Origin of the sequence: Brucepastera parasyntrophica (assembly GCF_022376835.1) — a bacterium.
Lineage (GTDB): Bacteria > Spirochaetota > Spirochaetia > Treponematales > Treponemataceae > Brucepastera > Brucepastera parasyntrophica.
Map to the genome: position 1 here is coordinate 2,161,415 of NZ_CP084606.1, position 20,235 is coordinate 2,181,649.

The 20,235-nt window shown below is 45.0% G+C and carries 22 protein-coding genes and 2 pseudogenes; 10 read left to right on the plus strand and 14 right to left on the minus strand.

Annotated elements, in window-relative coordinates:
• The first annotated feature begins 62 nt into the window (after positions 1-62).
• Positions 63-605 carry a GyrI-like domain-containing protein gene (locus tag K7I13_RS10255; protein ID WP_255945323.1) on the plus strand — a complete coding sequence of 181 codons (543 nt, stop codon included), beginning with the start codon at positions 63-65 and terminating at the stop codon, positions 603-605.
• Positions 606-970: 365 nt separating this feature from the next.
• The gene (locus K7I13_RS10260; RefSeq protein ID WP_255945325.1) at positions 971-1,762 is read left to right on the plus strand and encodes a class I SAM-dependent methyltransferase; all 792 of its coding nucleotides are present in this window, start codon (positions 971-973) and stop codon (positions 1,760-1,762) included.
• A 234-nt stretch (positions 1,763-1,996) separates the two neighbouring features.
• Here K7I13_RS10260 and K7I13_RS10265 read toward each other — a convergent pair whose 3' ends face one another.
• The gene (locus K7I13_RS10265) at positions 1,997-2,845 is read right to left on the minus strand and encodes a hypothetical protein (protein WP_255945327.1); all 849 of its coding nucleotides are present in this window, start codon (positions 2,843-2,845) and stop codon (positions 1,997-1,999) included.
• Between the two features lie 215 nt (positions 2,846-3,060).
• Between K7I13_RS10265 and K7I13_RS10270 the strand changes: the two genes are divergently transcribed.
• Positions 3,061-3,423 carry a YgiW/YdeI family stress tolerance OB fold protein gene (locus tag K7I13_RS10270; protein WP_255945329.1) on the plus strand — a complete coding sequence of 121 codons (363 nt, stop codon included), beginning with the start codon at positions 3,061-3,063 and terminating at the stop codon, positions 3,421-3,423.
• 99 nt (positions 3,424-3,522) lie between these two features.
• Here K7I13_RS10270 and K7I13_RS10275 read toward each other — a convergent pair whose 3' ends face one another.
• Both K7I13_RS10275 and K7I13_RS10280 read right to left on the minus strand, forming a co-directional pair.
• On the minus strand, positions 3,523-4,905 hold the full coding sequence (locus K7I13_RS10275; protein ID WP_255945341.1) for a M48 family metallopeptidase: 1,383 nt from the start codon (positions 4,903-4,905) through the stop codon (positions 3,523-3,525).
• A gap of 468 nt (positions 4,906-5,373) precedes the next feature.
• The gene (locus K7I13_RS10280) at positions 5,374-5,541 is read right to left on the minus strand and encodes a hypothetical protein (protein WP_255945343.1); all 168 of its coding nucleotides are present in this window, start codon (positions 5,539-5,541) and stop codon (positions 5,374-5,376) included.
• A gap of 138 nt (positions 5,542-5,679) precedes the next feature.
• Between K7I13_RS10280 and K7I13_RS10285 the strand changes: the two genes are divergently transcribed.
• A complete protein-coding gene (locus K7I13_RS10285; RefSeq protein WP_255945345.1) occupies positions 5,680-6,351 on the plus strand; it encodes a GGDEF domain-containing protein in 672 nt (223 codons plus the stop codon).
• 3 nt (positions 6,352-6,354) lie between these two features.
• On the opposite strand, the gene K7I13_RS15690 is transcribed toward K7I13_RS10285, so the two are convergent.
• The 4 genes and pseudogenes from K7I13_RS15690 to K7I13_RS10295 form a co-directional block, all read right to left on the minus strand.
• Positions 6,355-6,558 carry a DUF3795 domain-containing protein gene (locus K7I13_RS15690; protein WP_439647433.1) on the minus strand — a complete coding sequence of 68 codons (204 nt, stop codon included), beginning with the start codon at positions 6,556-6,558 and terminating at the stop codon, positions 6,355-6,357.
• A gap of 212 nt (positions 6,559-6,770) precedes the next feature.
• A complete protein-coding gene (locus tag K7I13_RS10290) occupies positions 6,771-7,100 on the minus strand; it encodes a WCX domain-containing protein (protein ID WP_500789608.1) in 330 nt (109 codons plus the stop codon).
• A gap of 54 nt (positions 7,101-7,154) precedes the next feature.
• Positions 7,155-7,253: pseudogene (locus K7I13_RS15990) on the minus strand (WYL domain-containing protein); the annotation flags it as partial.
• Positions 7,244-7,738 (minus strand): helix-turn-helix transcriptional regulator, encoded by a 495-nt coding sequence (locus K7I13_RS10295; protein WP_255945347.1) that lies wholly within the window; start codon positions 7,736-7,738, stop codon positions 7,244-7,246. The pseudogene K7I13_RS15990 and the gene K7I13_RS10295, both read right to left, overlap by 10 nt.
• A 186-nt stretch (positions 7,739-7,924) precedes the next feature.
• Between K7I13_RS10295 and K7I13_RS10300 the strand changes: the two genes are divergently transcribed.
• The 6 genes from K7I13_RS10300 (at position 7,925) to hisD (ending at position 14,423) form a co-directional block, all read left to right on the plus strand.
• On the plus strand, positions 7,925-9,088 hold the full coding sequence (locus tag K7I13_RS10300; RefSeq protein ID WP_255945349.1) for a sensor histidine kinase: 1,164 nt from the start codon (positions 7,925-7,927) through the stop codon (positions 9,086-9,088).
• Between the two features lie 26 nt (positions 9,089-9,114).
• Positions 9,115-9,786 (plus strand): ATP-binding response regulator, encoded by a 672-nt coding sequence (locus tag K7I13_RS10305; protein ID WP_369413750.1) that lies wholly within the window; start codon positions 9,115-9,117, stop codon positions 9,784-9,786.
• Between the two features lie 335 nt (positions 9,787-10,121).
• Positions 10,122-10,976, plus strand: a complete 855-nt coding sequence (gene hisG, locus K7I13_RS10310) for an ATP phosphoribosyltransferase (protein ID WP_255945353.1) — start codon at positions 10,122-10,124, stop codon at positions 10,974-10,976.
• Between the two features lie 49 nt (positions 10,977-11,025).
• Complete coding sequence (gene hisB, locus K7I13_RS10315; RefSeq protein ID WP_255945355.1) at positions 11,026-11,643, plus strand: imidazoleglycerol-phosphate dehydratase HisB; 618 nt, start codon at positions 11,026-11,028, stop codon at positions 11,641-11,643.
• 194 nt (positions 11,644-11,837) lie between these two features.
• Positions 11,838-13,040 carry a bifunctional phosphoribosyl-AMP cyclohydrolase/phosphoribosyl-ATP diphosphatase HisIE gene (gene hisIE / locus K7I13_RS10320; protein WP_369413665.1) on the plus strand — a complete coding sequence of 401 codons (1,203 nt, stop codon included), beginning with the start codon at positions 11,838-11,840 and terminating at the stop codon, positions 13,038-13,040.
• Positions 13,041-13,055: 15 nt separating this feature from the next.
• The gene (hisD, locus tag K7I13_RS10325; protein ID WP_255945357.1) at positions 13,056-14,423 is read left to right on the plus strand and encodes a histidinol dehydrogenase; all 1,368 of its coding nucleotides are present in this window, start codon (positions 13,056-13,058) and stop codon (positions 14,421-14,423) included.
• 10 nt (positions 14,424-14,433) lie between these two features.
• Here the strand turns inward: hisD and K7I13_RS10330 are convergent, their stop codons facing one another.
• The 7 genes and pseudogenes from K7I13_RS10330 to K7I13_RS10360 form a co-directional block, all read right to left on the minus strand.
• Entirely contained in the window at positions 14,434-15,354 is a 921-nt protein-coding gene (locus K7I13_RS10330) for a 1-acyl-sn-glycerol-3-phosphate acyltransferase (RefSeq protein WP_255945359.1), read from the minus strand.
• Between the two features lie 431 nt (positions 15,355-15,785).
• A pseudogene (locus K7I13_RS10335) lies at positions 15,786-16,495 on the minus strand (response regulator transcription factor).
• Positions 16,473-17,357, minus strand: a complete 885-nt coding sequence (locus K7I13_RS10340; RefSeq protein ID WP_255945361.1) for a sensor histidine kinase — start codon at positions 17,355-17,357, stop codon at positions 16,473-16,475. Before K7I13_RS10340 ends, K7I13_RS10335 begins: the two are co-directional and overlap by 23 nt.
• Positions 17,351-17,935: a hypothetical protein gene (locus K7I13_RS10345; RefSeq protein ID WP_255945363.1), complete on the minus strand. Its 585-nt coding sequence runs from the start codon at positions 17,933-17,935 to the stop codon at positions 17,351-17,353. The genes K7I13_RS10340 and K7I13_RS10345 overlap by 7 nt, the downstream gene beginning before the upstream one ends.
• A 124-nt stretch (positions 17,936-18,059) precedes the next feature.
• Entirely contained in the window at positions 18,060-18,836 is a 777-nt protein-coding gene (locus tag K7I13_RS10350; RefSeq protein ID WP_255945365.1) for a nucleotidyltransferase domain-containing protein, read from the minus strand.
• Between the two features lie 201 nt (positions 18,837-19,037).
• Positions 19,038-19,493, minus strand: coding sequence for a GNAT family N-acetyltransferase (locus tag K7I13_RS10355; protein ID WP_255945367.1), 456 nt, complete (start codon positions 19,491-19,493; stop codon positions 19,038-19,040).
• A gap of 154 nt (positions 19,494-19,647) precedes the next feature.
• On the minus strand, positions 19,648-20,094 hold the full coding sequence (locus tag K7I13_RS10360) for a GNAT family N-acetyltransferase (RefSeq protein WP_255945369.1): 447 nt from the start codon (positions 20,092-20,094) through the stop codon (positions 19,648-19,650).
• Between the last annotated feature and the right edge of the window lie 141 nt (positions 20,095-20,235).

Genomic DNA, 20,235 nt, shown 5'->3' on the forward strand with positions numbered 1-20,235 from the left:
GTTTTTCCGGGCGTGCATACATAATACTGTTTTTGACAGAATATCTGCAAAGGAAGAACCCAGTGAAAATTGCTATTAAAATCGTAGCGGCCATCCTGATAATTGCTGCCGTATTCTATGGATATTTCGGCGGATTTGCAAAAATAACTATCCGGACTCTAAACCAGGGCGGTGAAATTCTGGTGTATGAAAATGTAACAGGTCCATACAGTCAGTCCGCAAAAGTTTCCGACAGAATATACTACGACCTGCTGGATAATGACGGAATAGAAACAACAAAGGGATTCGGAATCTATTATGACAATCCGAAAAATACTGCGCAGGATAAGCTGCGTTCCGAAGTCGGGTGTATAATAGAAAATGCGGATAATACTGTCACTGAAAAACTCAGGGAAAAATATCAGGTAAAACAGTTACCCGTTGAAAACTGCGCGGTGGCAGAATTTCCTCTCCGGGGATCATTTTCCATAATGATGGGAATTATGAGAGTCTATCCCGCAATTGAAAAATACATGCGGGAACATAAATATAATGACGGACCTGTAATGGAAATATATGATGTTCCTGAAAAAAAAATAATATACAGGAAAATTATAACGCAGTAAAATGATCATGACGGAAAATCCGGATAACTGTGTATAAATGAATAGCGGAAGCCAGATACAGGGCCCGCAGGCTCTGGTGGTTAAAAGAATAGAATATTCCTGTTATTATTGGTATTCTCCCTGATTTCATGCAGCAAAAAAACAGTAAAACTTGCTAAAGCTGATATACATGGAATAGTCTGGTATTATTACTTATTGAATTTTACAGCCGGAGGCGGGCCCTGTTATTACGGGTGGCTGCCGGAAGGATACCTGGAATAAACAGGAAACGCGGCTGAGGTCTGTTATATCCGGGACGTTTTGCATCAGCTTACTGTGTAATTATTTTTACTGCATATTTCCGGATATAGTAAAAAGAGGCGTTTATGAAACTGGAAAATATAGATAACGGCAATGAATTTAATTGGGGTAAAACCTCATCGGATTATTCAAAATTCAGGGATATATATCCTGATTCGATGTACCGAAAATTATTTAGCCGCGGGATCGGACTGAAGGGGCAAAAAATTCTTGATATGGGTACAGGAACAGGTGTGTTCCCAAGGGCAATGTATAAATACGGAGCAGAATTTACCGGAATAGATATTTCAGAAGAGCAAATTGAATGTGCAAAAAAATTACGTGAAGCCCAGAATATGGATATAGTATTTAAAGCCTGTTCCGCTGAATCAACAGGATTAAACTCAAATGAATATGACATAATAACTTCGGTTCAAAGCTTTATATATTTTGATAAAGAAAAAATTACGCCTGAAATAAAACGGCTTTTAAAAAAAGACGGTAAAGTAGTAATAATATGGATGGCCTGGCTTCCTGATGAATGCAAAATAGCCGAAGAAACTGAAAGGCTTGTTTTAAAATACAATCCCGAATGGACCGGTTCCGGTTACAAGCGTTCACACAATAATTTTCTGAACTTTTTGCCTGAAATATTGGAAACAGAAGAAATAATAAATTATACCGAGGCCCTTGAATTTAATTATGAATTATGGACCGGAAGAATAAGGGCCTGCCGCGGGGTTTCCGCTTCATTGCCGGAACCTGTTGTAAATGATTTTAATAGGGACCATATGAAAATGGTAAAGGAAATAACAGATGAACCATTCAGAATAATGCATGAAATAAATATCGGTATATATAAAATGAAAAGATATTAAAAATATGAAAAGACTCCCATTAAGATATATAACAGATTGTAAAAAGAAATAATGCCGGACCGCTTCCTGATTATTGTAACCGCATAAAATATGGCGGAACAAAACCGCACAAAGGACATTAGCCGGACTGAGCTTTTAGCTACCTGACGCTGAACAGACGACGGGGCATTTCACCTGATGCCCCGCCCGGTTTTATTTTAACCTGGATACATTATCCGGGCAGTGTGGCTATTATTAATTGCTCACTTTGACATCATACAATAAAAAGCTGCTGTCTGCAGTACTGTAAAATGTGGAAAGTATGAACGTGTCGCTTCCTATAGTATATTGCATAAGATAGAATTCCAGACCGCCGTCATCCGGTTCCTGTGTGAATGTCTCTCCTGTAGCGCTTTCAAGTTCCGCTTTGAAGTCTGCATAAACTGTCCCGGTCATCCCGGTAAGGGAGATGAGCTGGATTGCGCTGCTTGTGGCAACGGAAGCTTCAACTGTTGTTCCGTCCGGCTGGTCTATTCCTGTAAAGCCGAAATTGGCAAGCAGGCCTTCAGGAAGCCAGGCTGTTCCGGCATATCCATCCAACACCGAAAAATCCATTCTGTTTTCGGGCACGCTGGTTTTATCAATTGTATAAGCCTGATTGGCGCGGCTTATAAAGATAGTGTAGTACTTGCCGCTGTTTTGATATATTGAAGTATACATGTCTGAGCTTGCGCCCGCCTTATTGAAATAACTTCCTGCCTGTGAGAATACAAGGGGGAGGGCGGAAAATTCTGTTTCCAGGTTAGAACGGTATGTATCAAATTCCGTCCCGGTAATCCCATTCATGCTTACCGTAATACCGTCAAGGTCAAAACGGTTAACATTCCAGCCACCCCTGAACGTTCCGCTGGCCGAAGCCGGTTCCTGTATACCGCTGAGTCCGTATGCAGCCCAAACCCCATCCTGGGGCCAGCTTTTCCAATCCGGGGTATCCGCCGGAGGAACATTATCATTTGACTGTTTACAGCCTGCCGCCGCAACCAGAATGAAGACGGCGAAAATAAAAACTATACTGTGTTTTCCGTATCGGAGTGCTTTTGACATAAGCATTCCCTCCTTTTAATAATTATATTTATAATATATTGAAAACAAGCCTGTTCCGGCAAATTCCCGAACCCGTTCGGGGACGGGTTTAAATACGTTTTTTCCGAGAATTATTTGAGGAAACAAGCCTTGCTTCCCCGCCGCAAAGACAGTATCTTTAATACAGGGTCCGCGGATTTCCGGACCGGAATTTCTTTTACAGGAGGAAAAATCCAATGAAAAAAATCAGAAGTTCTCTTTTAGTTTTAATGATGGGAGTCCTTTTTTCTTTGCCGCTTTTCACGCAGACTGCCGCAGGCGGCGGTTACACCGGCCCCACTATTACGGTAAGCACTGTCGCTGAAGCAAAGAAAATGCGGGATGACACAAATGTCTCTCTCGAAGGAAAAATAACGAGGCACCTTGGCGGTGATAAATACCTGTTTACAGACAGCACGGGAACTGTCAGGATAGAGATCGATGAGGACAAATGGGGCGGACTGAATGTCGGCGCTGAAGATGTTGTGATTATCTATGGTGAAGTCGACAAAAAAGTCGGAAAGGTAGAAATCGACGTTGACAGAATTGTAAAAAAATAAGACAGGTTTTCCGGAAAGAAAATTTCTTCCGGTGTTATTTTACCCCGCCGGCCAAACGAGCGGCGGGGCTGCCCTTTCCCGCAGAACATATTATTTCGTTTAATGCAGTGAATAATATATGAAATTATCATATATTACATTGACTCCTCCATGGGCATTTGTCAAACATATGGAAGTGGCCCCGGTGTTTGAAACCTGGAATCTGAAGTATTCAATGCCGTCAATGTTAATCTGGTATATCTGGTCTACACGGACGATATTCAGCCGCCAGGAATGGAGAGTGGGGAATTCTTTTTCATATTTTATTGTCCAGCTGTCATTTATCATTTCGGCTATAAATACTTTTTCCCGTGTAAATAATATGGTAAAGGGAATACTGCTGCCATTTTCATTGAGATTGAATTGAACCTCTATAATATTGGATTCATTTATTCCGCTGTAGGGAATAATATCAATAAAAATTGAAGACCTTGGCCCTATGTAATAAGGCGCAGGAAAAAAGTAAACGCCATTTACCGCTTCTGCCGAGCTCAGATAATATTGGCCATTTAAATATCCATTCGGAAATTCATTAATCGTTGCTGAGGCCCAGCCGGAAGAAGGATTGTCAAAACTGTCATAGAATTCAAGTAGATTACGGTATGAGGTCCGTGTCCTGTAGTACGTACTATGGATATTGCTTGTAAGAAAGGCATTTGCCCGTTCCGCTGAACTCGGATGTTTTTGCAGAAAAGCCAGAGTACCGCTTCCTTGCAGGGCCGCAATTCTGGTCCAGAAGTTATACCCGACAATAGTGTTGTAACCCACGCTGGCCGCGTATATCGCGCCGGCCCTGTCGGCTTCCCTTTCATCATCGCGGCTGAATTTCAGGAGCGCCATTCCTCCGCCGAGACCGAACAGTTTGTTAAACGCCTGCGCTTCTGCATTGCTGGTGTACCCGATATGCTTATTCAGCTGATCAACAATGGTTTGTGAGGCCAGCGCTTGCTTCGCCTGTTCAAGGGCATGCTGCAGTGTGATATGGGCTATTTCATGTCCGATTGCCAGGGCAAGTTCATCATCATTCCGGCAGAAATCAATAAATCCCTTATTAACAATGACGGCGCCGTTCGGCAGTGCAAATGCGTTTATATCGTCTGTGTTATCCAGGTATATCTGCCAGTTCATCCCTGATTTGGGGATATGCGGAGAGGACAAAAGCTGCTGGAATATAATAGATATTAATGCGTAATCCTTATTATTGGGGTTTTGTATATAAGCGCCGTTTTGGATATGGGCATTGGCCGCCGCCTGCAGATTATTTGACAGATTATTGTAATCTGAAGCATATTTTGTTGCGTCCTTCAGTAACCCAAGGACCTGCTGTGTCTCGGCCTTATTGCTGCTGTTTTCTATTATCAGCGGCGCTAATATGTCGAGGGCCGTGTTAACAAAGTCTCCCAGGTTTTGGGAAAATGCGGAAAATGACTGGACTATAATCAAAAAAACAAGGAAACATTTTTTCCGGTCATATCGGCCCCCATCTTTTCAAATTGCATATCATAGTATAGTATGAGTATGCCCTTCTGTCAGCTTTTTTAACATACTAATACCTTTTTTCCGGCTTTAGCCATGACTTGTATGGGCATCAGTTTTTTATAAATGTTACCGGACCGGGTCTGAGTTATTTATAAAATGAAAATTTGTGAGTTGCCGGGAGATTTTATGTGCGAAAGTACTTTTACAGGCCGTGCGGAAATGAAAGACAGTCTCTGTCCGCCGGATAATGGTTTTCTGTCTGATTTCTTTCCGGGTTAACACAGGTGTAAAATCAGAATGAATAAGGAAAAAACAGCGTCACCGCTTAATCTGATTGCCGAATTCCGGGATAAAAAAACAGAAAAACACTTTTTTCCCAATATATGGACACTTCCCGCAATAGCATGAGTATTATCTCTCTTGTCGTCGGCATCATCTTTTTTCTCCTGCTTTTTTTGATTTATTTCTGGTTGGAAGCGACGAATCGGTTATTTTTTTTGAAATTCTAGTCCGTTCTTCCGTATGCTGTTTCGGACTTGTTCTGTTCGGCATTATCCGGAAAGTAAAAGACCCGCGTATTGTGGTAATTTCAATTTTCATTTATGAAGTGATCTTTATATGCAGTTATCAGTTCCTCATTGTGGTCACCGCGGGGTCTTCCGGTTTCATGGATTATGCCATGGCCTTTCTGTTAATTGTTTTCGCTCTTTTTTAATTCCTTCCCGGTGGATTTACTGCGTGTTTTTCAGCATCTGTGTCGCCATCGGCTTTCTTATAACGATACCGGCTTATGCGGGAAACATTCCCGTGTATCAGTATGTTGGAGTCGGTATTTATTTTGTCTGCGCTATTTTGCTGGCTTCCATTTATTCCTATAACCTGAACGTTGTCCGGAGGATCCAGTACATAAAGGAAAATCAGCTTGAAATAATGTCGGTGACCGATTCTCTCACCAATATTTATAACAGGCAAATGTTTGACAGGACTTTCGAAAAATGGATACAGGCCGCTGATTCGAACGGTTCTTCTTTTTCTATTATAATGTTTGATCTTGATAACTTTAAAATGCTTAATGATTCTCTTGGACATTTAACAGGGGACCGGGTGCTGATCGACTGTGTTGAAATTGTCCGGAGCAATTTACGCGAAGGCGATATTTTCGCGCGCTGGGGCGGAGAGGAATTTATGGTGCTTCTTCCGCGCAGCGACTTGCGGCAGGCTTCGGATGTCGCCGAACGCCTGCGTGCTGCCATTGAAGTATACTTTAATGCAAAAAATATACAGATTACTGCCAGTTTCGGAGCGACCCAGTTCCGGCAGGGAGATACCACCGACAGTATTATTATGCGCGTCGATGACAATCTGTATTCAGCAAAGGAAGCCGGAAAAAATACTGTCTGCGCGGGCTGATTTTTAGCCCCGCTGCATTTCCTGTTTAAGATTTTCCGCTGCCCCGGGGCACATCGCGTGGAAGTCAGTTATCCTTTTGCATGCATAGTCAGGGCAGGCCCCGCAGTGGGGGACGGCCTTTTCCAGGGCGCACAGCCTTATTTCACACTCATTGCAGTAACCGACCAGAACGCCGTCAGTTGTACGGCAGCTGTGGCAGTTTATCATCTCCGGGGTAAAGGCAAAGTTATGGTCTTTTGCCCATTCCTCTGCGACTTTTTTCTTTTTTCATCATCATTTGTAATTGACGCGATATAAGCATTGCATTCCGCGCAGTTTATTCCGCAGCTCCCGACTAACATATTGGCCATAAAAAACTCCTTGAAATAAAATATATGGCTTCATTTTATGCCGGAAAAGCTGACATCAAGTGTCAGTGTTTAAGAATTTTTTTCAGTAATTTTCCGCGCGCGTTCCAGTATTTCGGAACGGAGTTCAACAGGCTCTATGACTGATACTCCGCCGGGCAGACTCATGAGGTATGAAATAATCCATTCCCCGACCGGCATTTTTGCCGAAACCAGCAGCCGTCCGCCGTCGGTCTGCTGTATTGTTTTTTCGTCGAAAAAGTCGATTAGCCTTCCGAAGACTGTTTTGTCCACGGTAAAGCGGATGAGTTTGCAGGACTCTTCGGGCCAGTTTTCCGTCCACGGGCGGGAAGACAGATCAATTTGCGGTGATATCCGTTTTTCCGACAGAACTGTTTGCATATTGTGTATTCTGTTGATTTTAAAAAGACGGAAGTCTCTGCGGAGACGGCAAAATGAATACACATACCATGCCTGCCAGGTAAAAACAAGCGCCAGCGGTTCAATATTCCGTTCGGAGGTATTATTTTCTACGTCAAAATAATTTATTGACAGTACATTTTTTCTTTTATGCTTTTTTCAATCGTGTCGAGCGTTTCTTTTTCCTGGGGAGAAGGGGTATGTTCAATAAAAACATGGTTTTCGCTGCAGCTGATGCCCCGTTTTTTTGATTCATTCAACAGGAGTGTAAATTTTTCGATAATATCTTCTATTTCGGAATCGGCGTACGCCGGTAAAAGACTCCGCAGTCCTTCAATTATGCGCTGTACTTCACCTGTTTCCAGTGTCTGACGCTGCAGGGTAAATCCGTCGATCAGTTCAAACCCTCCGTCCCTGCCCGGAAGGGCATACACCGGAATTCCCGCAAGGGCGAGAGCGTCAATATCGCGGTAAATTGTCCTAGTGGAAACGCTGAATCTTTCAGCCAGAACCCGGGCCGAAATCTTTTTTTTATTGAGGAGCAGGGTAATTATTGCCAGAAGGCGTTCGGCTTTCACAGTATATATAATATTCGAATTCTGATAATTTTGGAATATCATAATAAAAAGCCCGCGGCGCAGAGGGGCGTTCTTCCGTGGAATTTGTCCCGGCTTTTAAACCATGGTATTAAGCCCCGCCGCGAATAAAACCGGAAGAAAAAATTAATATGTTTGACTATCCGGTAAAAGTGCTTGTAAAATGTAATCAGGACTACCTTAATTTGCACGCCGGAAGTGAGTACGCGTATGTCAGACAAGAAAAAGAACCCGGGCCGTCTCTTTGTCAGGGTTCCTGAAGAATACCGTTCCCGTTTTGAGGAAAGACGTCTGGAGACAAACGTCGGGCGAATGTATGCTCTTTCCATATATATTATTGTTGTCCAGATTCTGCTTAATTTAATCAATATTCTGAAACCCGCGGACAGTAAGTCGAGTGATATCATGATATATGTCGGGCTGTCCATGCTGACGCTCATGATTGGTATTATTTACTGTGTTTTATTTACAATAGTAAAGAGACGAAAGGCCCCCGCAAGAAAATTCAAAATTTTTCTGACCAACAGTTTATTATATCTTTACCTGGCGATCCAGCTTGTTTTTTCCACCCTGAATATTATTTCAACAGGCGGAGTGAACAGCTATATTATCACAATTTTAATTATAGGATTGTTTCCCGTAATTCATCCGCTGCAGAGCATATTTACCATTCTTCTTTCTTTTCTGTACACCCTGGCCGCGATGTACGCCTCCCGGCATATATCGGGTACCTGGAATTCCATTCTCCTTACGGACGCCTGGTCAAATCTGATTATAATTACCGGCCTGATTTTGTGCATATCGGTTTTTATTTACAATATGTATGTATCCAATTTCCGTAAAAGTATCCAGCTGCAAAGGGCGAATGAGGCGCTTGAGGTCACCGTGCAGGAACGCACGCTTGAACTCGAAGAGCAGACAGCAGCAGCACAGGTTGCTTCCCAGGCAAAAAGCGAGTTTCTGGCCCGCATGAGCCATGAAATTCGGACTCCGCTTAATGCTATCATTGGTATGACCCGGGTCGCACAGAAAAATGCCGAAAATGAGAAAACGCACCAGTCCATAAATGAAATCGCTGTCGCGTCCCAGCATTTGCTTGGGATCCTGAACGATATTCTGGATATGTCCAAGATTGAATCGGGCAAATTTGCCATGGTCTATGAACCCTTTTCCCTGGCAGGCGCCCTGGAGGAAGTCAGGACTATAGTTGTCCAGCGCTGTCAGGAAAAAAACATTGAATTTTATTCCGATGTTGACAGTATTCCCGGTATTCGTGTGATGGGAGACAAACTCAGGCTTAAGCAGGTCCTTATTAATCTCCTGGGGAATGCCGTTAAATTTACCCCTGAAGGGGCCGGGTTGAGTTTAAAATAGAGCTGGCTGATGAAACTAAAACCAATATATCGGTTACCTTTGTTATTGCGGATAACGGAATCGGCATGACGAATGAGCAGATTTCGAAGCTGTTTATAGCCTTTGAACAGACGGACAGTAATATTTCCGCGCGTTTCGGCGGCACAGGGCTGGGGCTTGCTATCAGTCACAGTCTTGTTTCAAAGATGGGCGGATTTATTACTGTCCAAAGCCAGCCGGAGAGGGGGTCCCTTTTTTCTTTCACAATCAACATGGAAAAAGTGGGAACCGATCAGAATCCCGAGGAACAGAAAACGGAGTTTATTCCTGATCTGAAGGGCCGGCGGATTCTGATTGTTGAAGATATAAAAATAAACCGCCTGATTCTGCTTGAACTTCTGGCTGATACCGGTATTGAAATGGAAGAAGCTGAAGACGGGGACCTGGCGGTTCAGAAATTTTCAGATTCCCCTGAAGGATATTATGATCTGATATTTATGGATGTTCAAATGCCGAGTCTGGACGGATACGAGGCCACCCGGCGCATCAGAGCCCTGGACAGGAAGGACGCCGCGTCCGTTTCAATCATAGCGATGACTGCCAATGCCTACCGCGAGGATGTTGAGGCGGCCCTGCAGTCCGGCATGAACGGCCATATTGCAAAACCAATTGATATAGATTCTGTCATGAGGATTCTCGATAAAACACTGAACGGATGATCTTCTGCCCTTTGAATTCCTGTATTCCGGAAAAATGAGGCAGTTTTTTTGTTCCGGACTTGACAGCTTTTTATGTTCATGCTTTTATTATTACATGATGAGTACTGTACTGAATTTATGCCATCATCACCATGCTTTTCTCCAGGGCGCAATTCCGGGCTGAATAGTGGGTGAAAGTTTATTCATATATGAACGACCGCTGGAGCCTTAGGGGTTCGGCGGTTTTTTTTTGCTGTAAATCCCGGCAGATTTTCAGTGGTATTGCATTTATGGGACTTCCGGGTTCCACAGTTAGTTTTTATATATTAAGAACACGATAATTAGGAGGATTGTTTATGGACAAGCTTAAGATTCTGCTTCCGAAGGGAAGAATTTATGATAATGTTTCCGCGCTCTTTTCCGATGCCGGGATCAGTATTAAACTCCCCGAACGCGCTTACCGTCCGTCCGTTAATCAGGATGATCTCGAAGCAAAGGTGATGAAGCCGCAGAATATCGGCAAGCTTCTGGAACTGGGAGCCCACGATATAGGTTTTACCGGGATAGACTGGATTGAAGAAACCGGAGCGGACGTTGAAGAAATTATGGACCTGGGATTTGACAGAGTTAAAATTGTCGCCGCCATACCGAATGATCTTAAGGACGACAAACTGAAATCGGGCCGGATTATTGTTGCGACCGAATATGTAAATGTCGCCGAACAGTGGCTGAAGCAGAGAGGCTGGAACTATGTTATTGTCCGCACTCATGGGGCGACGGAAGTGTTTCCGCCGGATGACGCGGACATGATTATTGATAATACGGCTACCGGCAGAACCCTCCAGGAAAACGGACTCAGAATCATTGATACCATTATGGGAAGTTCCACCCGTATGTTTGCGTCCCGCGGAGCCCTTGCCGATCCGGAAAAGAACAAAAAGATACAGGAACTGAAAATGCTCTTTGAAGCTGTTCTCGCTGCCCGTGACAGGGTTATGCTTGAAATGAATGTGTCAAAGGCGCGGTTCGGAGATCTTGTCAGCGGAATCCCCGCGATGAAGAGTCCTACTGTGGCCCCTCTATACGGAGATGACGGATACGCGATAAAGGTTGTTGTCAAAAAAAGCGAAGTCCCCAAACTGATGCCGACTCTTAAAACGCTTGGAGCGACTGATATCCTCGAGTATGAACTGAGAAAGGTTATGCCTTAATCAGTGTTGCTCAGAGGCGATTGAATCATATTATTTAAAGGATGGAATTATGGAAAGACTCCGCGAGCTGTCACGAAAAACTGCCGAAACCAATATACAGTTAAAACTCAATCTGGACGGGACAGGGATATACAAGGTTGATTGCCCTCTCGGTTTTCTGTCACATATGCTCCATTCATTTTGCCGACACGGACTTTTTGATCTGACCGGCTCACTTGCGGGCGACCTGGAAGTTGACCAGCACCATCTGGTGGAAGATACCGGAATAGTACTCGGTCAGCTTTTCCATGCCGCACTCGGTGAAAAAAAGGGGATCAGGCGGGCCGGCTTTTTTATGTATCCCATGGATGAAACGCTCTCCCGCTGCGCTGTTGATTTCGGCGGCCGTCCCTTTCTTGTTTATGAAGCTGATTTGAGCGGCGCGCCGCTGATCAGTAAAAACCCCGATAACACGGAATATTCTTTTCAGACCGATACCATCGCGGATTTCTGGCAGGGCTTTGTATCGGGAGCCCAGTGCAATATGCATATTGATATAATCCGGGGCCGCAGTGACCATCATAAAATAGAAGCAGTTTTTAAATCGGCGGCCCGGGCCCTCCGCGAGGCTGTCTCGCTTGACCCCAGGGCCGCAGGCGTAATTCCAAGTACCAAAGGTGTATTATAGTCAAATAATTTAAATTATTTGACTATTTCCGGTTATAAGTGTTTCTGATATAAAGAATAAGTCTATTCTTTATATCAGAAACTTAAATTAAAGGTGTATATGATAATTTCTTCAATTGATTTAAAAGACGGAAAGGTTGTCCAGCTCCGGCAGGGAAAAGACCTGGTTCTGGAAAGGGATAACCCGAAGAACTGATGGCGGAATTTGACCGCTATGGGGAGGTCGCGGTTATTGACTTGGATGCGGCTCTGCGGAATACAAAACCCGATGGGAGTACTGCGAACACAGCTATTCTGAAAAAACTGCTCAGACTCGGTAATGTGAGGGTCGGCGGCGGAATCAGAGATACAAAGAAGGCCAAAGAGCTGCTCTCTCTGGGTGCTGAAAAAATAATTATAGGATCAGCCGCCTTTTCTCCGGAGCCTGGGCAGGAGTCGGATTTTACAGGCGTGAATACTGTGTTTCTTGAGAGAATGGTGCAGGCTATAGGACGTGAACATATTATTATTTCGGTGGACGCGCGTGACGGAAAAATCGCGGTAAAGGGATGGACTGAAACCACGGAAATAAATCTGATTGACGGCGCAAAGGCTGTTGAATCCTATTGTTCGGAACTTCTGTTTACCTGTGTGGAAAAAGAGGGAACCATGTCCGGAATTAATATGGATATGGTCAGGGAACTCCGTTCCGCTGTTTCTTGCAGGCTTGTTGTCGCGGGCGGAGTCTCCAGTCTGGAGGAAATAACTTCGCTGGAAAAAGAGGGCTGTGACGTACAGCTTGGTATGGCCCTGTATACAGGCAAGGTTTCACTGAAGGAAGGATTTATCAGCTGCCTGAACTGGGAAAAGGTTCCTCTGATTCCTGTTGTGGCGCAGAGTGATACCGGAGAAGTGCTGATGCTCGGCTACGCCAACAGGGAAGCTTTTGAAAAAACATTTGATACAGGCAAACTCACCTTCTGGAGCCGGACTAGAAATGTATTATGGACAAAAGGAGCGTCATCGGGAAATACTCTGGATGTTATCCGTCTGCGGGCCGACTGTGACCGGGATACGGTGCTGGCGACCGTCCGGCCGAACGGACCAGTCTGCCACACCGGAGCATGGACCTGTTTCAGCTCATCGGCCGACAGGCCCTACAGTCTTTCTTACCTGTCTTCAATAATTGCCGGCCGCTTTGCCAACCCTGTGCCCGGTTCCTACACGGCCACGCTGACGCCTGAGCGCGTCCGGGAAAAAATCATGGAAGAGGCTGAAGAACTTACCGAAGCTGAAGATAAAAACGAAGTAATATGGGAATGCGCCGATTTACTGTATTTTGTAAATGTTCTGATGCATCACGAAAATGTTTCATGGAAGGATGTTCTTGATGAACTTGACCGCAGGCACAAAAAATAGGCAGGTAACAATTCCATGTATGAAGAAGTGATAAAAATTATTGATGCGTCCGGCCTGCCCGGGACTTTTTTCAGCGCTCACCGGCATGATGAAGGGCTCGATATTGTTCCGCCCCTTCTGGAAGCCGTGAGGACCCGGGGTGATGAGGCAATAAGGGAATTCGCAAAAAAATTTGACCGCGCTGACCCGTATCCCTTTGAAATTGCTCCGGATGTTTTAAAAGAAGCTGAAGAAAATCTCCGGAAAGATGATTCCGTCCTTTATGATGCGCTTTGCCTTTCACGTGATCTGGCTTTAAAGTTTGCCGGAAGGCAGCGGGAGTCTTTTATTGATTTTGAGGAAGAGCTTTCGCCCGGACTGATTACCGGCCAGAAAATAATTCCGGTCGAACGCGCCGGATTATATGTTCCCGCGGGACGCTATCCGTTACTTTCAACCGTAATAATGTGTGCGGCGCCCGCAAAGGCTGCCGGAGTAAAAGATGTTATTCTCTGCACCCCTCCCGCGCCCCGGCCTGACAATGGTGCTCCCGGAGAAAAAAGTCGGGCCTATGCCGATGCGAATATTCTTGCGGCAGCTTCGCTTTGCGGTATTGCCAGGGTGTATGCGATCGGCGGCGCGCAGGCAATAGCTGCAATGGCGTATGGAACGGAGACCGTACCAAGGGCAAATGTTATTGTCGGTCCGGGAAACAAATATGTTACGGCCGCAAAAAAACTTATTTTCGGCGAGGCCGGAATTGATCTTCTTGCGGGTCCGACAGAAGTTATGATTATCGCGGATAATACTGCCAACCCTGCCTGGGTAGCTGCGGATATGTTTGCCCAGGCTGAACATGACTCCGATGCCCAGGCTGTTCTGATTACAGCAGACAGGGTCTTTGCGGAAAAGGTAAGGACAGAAATCGGAAAGATTGTTTCAAGGCTGTCTGATGATGCTGCCGCGCGCAAAAGTTTTGCGCGTAACGGGTGGATTATTCTGGTTAAGGATTTGCAGGAAGCCCCGCAGATTGCAAACCGCAAGTGTCCGGAACATCTGGAACTTGCGCTGGACCCGGGCCCTGCCAGGGATACCCTTGAAAAGGCCGTACACAATTACGGCTCGGTGTTTATCGGCCACCGTGCCGCCGAGGTCCTCGGTGATTATGCGGCCGGCTTGAACCATACGCTTCCGACATCCGGAAGCGCTGCTTTTACAGGTGGCCTTTCCGTCCGGCATTTTCTTAAAACAGTCACAAGCCTCCGGACAAAAGAATCTGTTTCTTCGGATGACGACCTTGCGGGCTGGGAAGCCTCAATGAAGGCCGCTGAACGCATAGCCCTTGCCGAAGGTTTGACAGGGCATGCGCTTGCCGCCGCGAAAAGGCTGGGCGAGAAAAACTGAAAAAACGGGTTTATGAAACCGGGCAGGAACAGGCGCCTTCCGTTCCGTCGAGGCGGCCTTTTTCGTTTTCTTCGTGCATTTCCTCGAGCCGGTACATAACATAATCAACGACCATCTGCTTTTTATCTTCGGTTTTGTTATTGTCCCATTTCTTTGCTTCTTCCCTGAAAGCAATACAGTCATACACGGGACTGGCGGTCATAATGATTTTATCCTTACGGATTATATCCCCCATCATATCAGCCGGATCGTCAGAGAAGGTAAGACAGTTTCCGTTAATTGATACCAGCATCATAATATCGGAGAGGCGGATATAGGAGTCGATTTCCCGTACGCCGCGCTTTGTTTCCGGCATGCCCGGTCTGAAGCGGGTCCCAGACGGAAAAACAAGAATCGCATTGCCTTCTTTCCTGATCTTTTCAAGTGCGCGCATGGAGGCAAGATTGATAACCCTGCTGCGGTGTTCTTCCTGTTTATATAATTCAGGGTCCTTTATTGAAGCAAGCGCTCTGCTCGGATAAATAATAATTCTGGAATACGCCTCGGCAAATGCCGAAACATAGGGATTTTCTTCATTCAGCTTCATTCCGGCGATTGTTACAATTCTGCTCTCAAGTTCTTTTCCTTTTGGCCCGGACTTATCAAGCAAATACATTACTCCGGGAAGATCAAAATTGCTGTAATGCTCCATGAGAATAATTCCCCGTTTTCCGGCTTTTATCTGCTCAAGAAAATCAGCCGCATAATCAAGATGCCGGAATTCGGATTCCGGAAGCATGTTGTCCTCACACATTGCGTCCATGATTTTTCGTATTTCGAGGTTTGCCGGCTGATAGACATTGTCGGCGGTTATTACATTTTCCGCGCGGGAAAGCCGTTTCAGTTCAGGGTAATAATGACGGTATTTTACTGCCAGTGAATCAGGATGCATAAGAATAAACTCCTTCATTGGGATATATGATAAAACGCCGGATAGGCAATAAAACACTCCGCCACAGAGCAGCGGAGTATTTTTCCCTCCCGTGGAATTGGTCTCGGGTTTAATACCATGGGACCTACAAAAACCAACGCTTTTATTGGTTGTTATAAAACCGCCGCGGCGCAACGGGGTATTCGCAGGTCGCGTAAGCGGCCGTTAAATCGTTACCTTACAGAACCAGCCTCAGGCTGATTAAACCCTCGCCTCGAATAAAACTCTTTACAAGAGTGTTTCTTTCTTAAAGTAAAACAGATAATCTTCTTATCTGTCAAGGAGAAAAAAATGTTATGAAAAAGCAGGTGAAAAGTCAGTTTTTTCTGTGAAAATCTTCTGAACCCGGGGCATTTTATAGCCGCAGAGGACAAGTCATATACGGACAGGTTTTACCGGTTATCAGGCTCGGCCCTGAAACGGTAGCCGGCGCCCCAAACCGTTTCAATGTATACAGGGTTTGCGGGGTCTTTTTCTATTTTCTCCCTAAGCCGGTTAATATGGACTGTTACTGTCTTTATTTCCCCGTACACATCGGCCCCCAGAGCCGGTCATACAGGGCCTCCTTGCTGAAGACAATATCAGGATTTGACGCGAGAAAATGCAGGAGTTCATATTCACGGTTTTTGCATTCAACTTCGCGGCCATCAACAAATACCCTCCGGGACTGTGTATTGATACGTAATGTTCCGATGTTCAATTCCCGCGCCGGTTCCGCTTGCGGAACCGCGGTTTTCAGTCTGTCATACTGGGCAAGATTTGCCTTGACGCGGGCAACCAGTTCGGTCGGAGAAAAGGGCTTGAGGATATAATCATCCGCGCCCAGTCCGAGTCCGTGGATGCGTTCAATTTCTTCCGACTTTGCCGTGACCATCAGTATGGGAATATCGAGTTTCTGGCGTATTCTGCGGCAGAGTTCGAAACCGTTCACTCCGGGAAGCATAAGGTCAAGCAGGATCAAATCAAAGGCGCCGGATAATGCCGCTTCCAGCCCGGAGGTCCCATCACCGGCGATAGTTACTTCAAACTGGTTCATTTCGAGAAAGTCCCGCTCTATATCGGCAATGGATTGGTCATCTTCAATTATGAGAATTTTTTTCATTTTCCGGACCTCCGTGTTCGAGAGGAAGTGTTATAATTACCGAGAATCCGCCCGGTACATTTTCCGCGCGGATTGAGCCGCCGTGGTGCTGCATAATCTTTGTACTTATTGAAAGCCCCATACCGCTTCCCTCTCCGGGATTGCTCCGCGCACTGTCAGTACGGTAAAACGGATTAAAAATTTTGTCCAGATTTGCCTCGGACACACCGCCGCCATTATCCGTAAGAGAGATAATCACACTCAGGTCCTCCACGCGGCATGAAATCCGCATTGTCCCGTTTTCTCTATTCCCGTATTTTACGCTGTTGTCAAATATATTTATAAACATATGTCTGAGCTGGGAGCGGTCCGCGTTTATCCTGATTCCTGCCACATTTTTGGTAATGGCAATATCAAGTCCCTTTTGTCTGTATTCATCATATATATTCTCAACCAGAGAAGTAAGATCAAAACCTATATCGGTCATTTCCATATGCATGGGGTATGTGCTGATATTCAGTTTTGAATACAGAAACATTTGGGAAACAAAATGTTCTATATCTTCCGTTTTCTGCTTTATTATTTTCAGATACCGAAGCTGGCTTTCCGGTGTTGCGGCAACTCCTGTTTCAAGTCCTTCTACATAGGCCTTGATTGCAGTCAATGGTGTCCGCAGGTCATGCGAGAGGCTGGCGATAAGTTCTCTCCGGTTTTCGTCATCCTGGTGACGCGCTCTTGACAGTTCGGAAAACCGCTGGGCCATGCTGTCAAAATCATCGCATACGGGTTTGAGTTCATTGTTATCAGTATAGTTTATCCGGTAGTCAAGGTTGCTGCTGATTTCATGCAGCCCTTTTGATAAAACAGCAAACGCGTTCAGCATGCGTTTTGCGCCGAACCATCCGGAATACAGGGCAAAGACAATAACCCCAGAGTCATGCAGACAAGAAGTACAATATACCTTTTAAACAGATATTCCCAGTAAAAAATGTTTCGGGGCAGGTGTCCGTAATAATAGCCGCTGTCCATCAGAATAAGCAGAAAGTCTCCGGCAGAGAGAGTATACGCTGCCGCGGAGTCAATAGAAAAAAAACGGTGGTCCCTGTTTTCCAGAGCCATATCGGTCATAGACTGGGGTATCGGAGTTCCGATAGTATGTATTTCTTCCCGGCCCCTGAACAGGGAAAAGGTGAGCCAGTTTGTATCCAGTTTTTCGCCTATAGTATTCATATCCGCGATAATCCTGTCCTGCTGTGGATTTTCAGTCCAGCGTATGCTGTACTTTTGCAGATCGGAAGCGATCGCGGCAAATTTATCGCTTTCCGCAAAACCCCGGCCAAACTGGACTTCAATGTTATTTCTGATAAGGAACATCATAATGACGGCCACCGCACAGTTCATAAGCATTACATATCCCCATATGAGCAGGGGCTGTATCAGCAAATGCCGTCTGATTTTCAATTCCGTACCTCCGTACGCATTATGCCAAACTTATTCTATATATTATAGCAGAGATCATAACACAGTTGTTAACAAATTATAAATAATTGGTAAACCGGCGTATCTTTTTCAGGATTTTCCGGACTTATAGTATTTCCCTGAGATTTTGCACTATCCCTGCAATAATCGCGTTGACTGCATCGCCTGTATATAATGAAGGTAATAATGCCTCCAGATTCGGCCTGAAATCTTCCGGCAGAATTTTGCATTTTTCTTCACAAATTGAAATCAGCCGTTTTTCACCCGGATGCGTCATTTTATTGGCGGCGAATATCACATCAAAATAACTGGCCAGAAAAGCCGCCGTGCGGTGATTGACACTCACAATATCATTTCTGACTATCGCTTTTTTTATCTGCAAATCATATGACGGAAGAACCCCGCTCAATAAATTCATGTTTTTTCTGATGATGTTCGTTTTAAGCTGTTCAGGATACGGGACCGTGTATTTTTCTTTCAGCGCCGACAGCCGCCCGTTCCTGTCGTATTTTATTTCTGACGTAAGCAAATTATGCCACATGCAGGTGGTATATCCGGTACCGGCCTCAAAGGAATCCACTGTCCGGCTTATGCCGCCGGCAAAATCATCAAGGCTGCGGTAAATCAGATCAATATCTATACCTGCGGTCAGAGTACAGTTATCTTCCGTTTCCCAGTACTTATTCCCGATTTCCATAACGGAGCAGTATTTCTCTAATATTGTTTGCCGTTTTTTTTCACTTACTTCTTCCGTGACATATATATACACATCGTAATCCGATTTTTCATCTGCTTCCCCGGTTGACCTTGATCCTCCGAGTGCAAAGGCCTCGACTTCATCCAGCACTGAAAAATCATTTATTATATCCTGTAAGACGTCCATGTATTTCCTCCCTGCCGTATTCTGTAAACCTTTTCAGATATTTTAAATAATACTATTAATTGTAAAAGTATATAAGGCCGCTTTACGTATTATAGCCGGCGGTAACCGGTGCGCCCTGATCATCAAAAAATCATCTGTATAGCAGCTAAACACTTGTGTCATACAAATTTTCCGTAACCCGCCTGTTTGTGAATTTTGAAATTATTCCGGAAAATCATATACATATATTCTGCTGTCTTCATTGTTAATATCCGGTCTGTTTTCTTTGAATACAAACCCGAATTTCTCGTACAGTCCTGTGTGGTCTGTCGCAAGGTATACCCGTGAAAAGCCTTTGCGGCCGGCGTCTTCCAGTGCGCGCCTGATTAATTTTTCGCTGTACCGGTGTCCCCTGTACTTTGTGTCGGTATATACAAATCCAATCCAGGGAAAGAGGTTTTCGTCAGCAATGCAGTCCCTGCGCGCCAGTGTAAGAAAAGAAATTATATCATTGCCGGACATAAGAAAATAAGTCCTGTCGTCATCTGAAAAAAAATTGTTCTTTATGTGAAGGTCGGCAAGAAGCTTCGCCGCGCCCCACTCACAGTCTCTCAGATACTGCAGTAATGCGGGCCGCAAATCTTCCCTTTCTTCATATGTTATTATTGTGCAATCCATGCAGAGTCTTTCTCCATCTTCTTTTATGGCCCGCTTTTTATCCGTCTGTGGGGTATGCTGATTTCAAACGGTGTTTATTGTTCCGGAAATACCTTTTAAAGATCCGGGATACAGTTCATACACCATACTCCACTCCGCTGATTTGGAATAGTCATTAATATGAAAATACTGTACTCAAAAGTTGGCCTGAATCCGAGATTTTATATACCTCCGGGTCGCCGCACAGAAAAACCGCGGCGTATCCCATTTTTTTCGCCCTGCGAAATCCTTCCGTCATCATCGCCCTGGCAATGCCTCTGCGGAAAAAAAGGGGATGCACGCAGAGAGGTGAGAGCAATAATTCGGTAACGGGTTTCCACGGCGTTATAATTTCTGTCCCTGATAAAACGATCTGACCAATCAGTCCGCCGTTTTCTTTTTCCGCGACAAGCGACAGACTGGGAATGAATGTTTCCTTTTTCCGGAGGTCATTCAGGTAATCGGCCTCTGTTCCGTCTGAATGCCGGGATGCCGCAAAAGACAGTTTCACCAACTGATATACTTCATCATAGTCGGACGGTTTTTCCCGGCGGACTTTAAACCAGCTGTTTTGTGTATCCATTTTTTTATTCTATCATATCCGGTTTATTCGAGGCGAGGGTTTAAATCCGAGGCCAATTCCGCGGGAGAGAAAAATACTCCGCAGAAAAGCAGCGGAGTATTTTATTTCTGTTAGATTTTTTTATTTAAGTTCCGGCGCTTT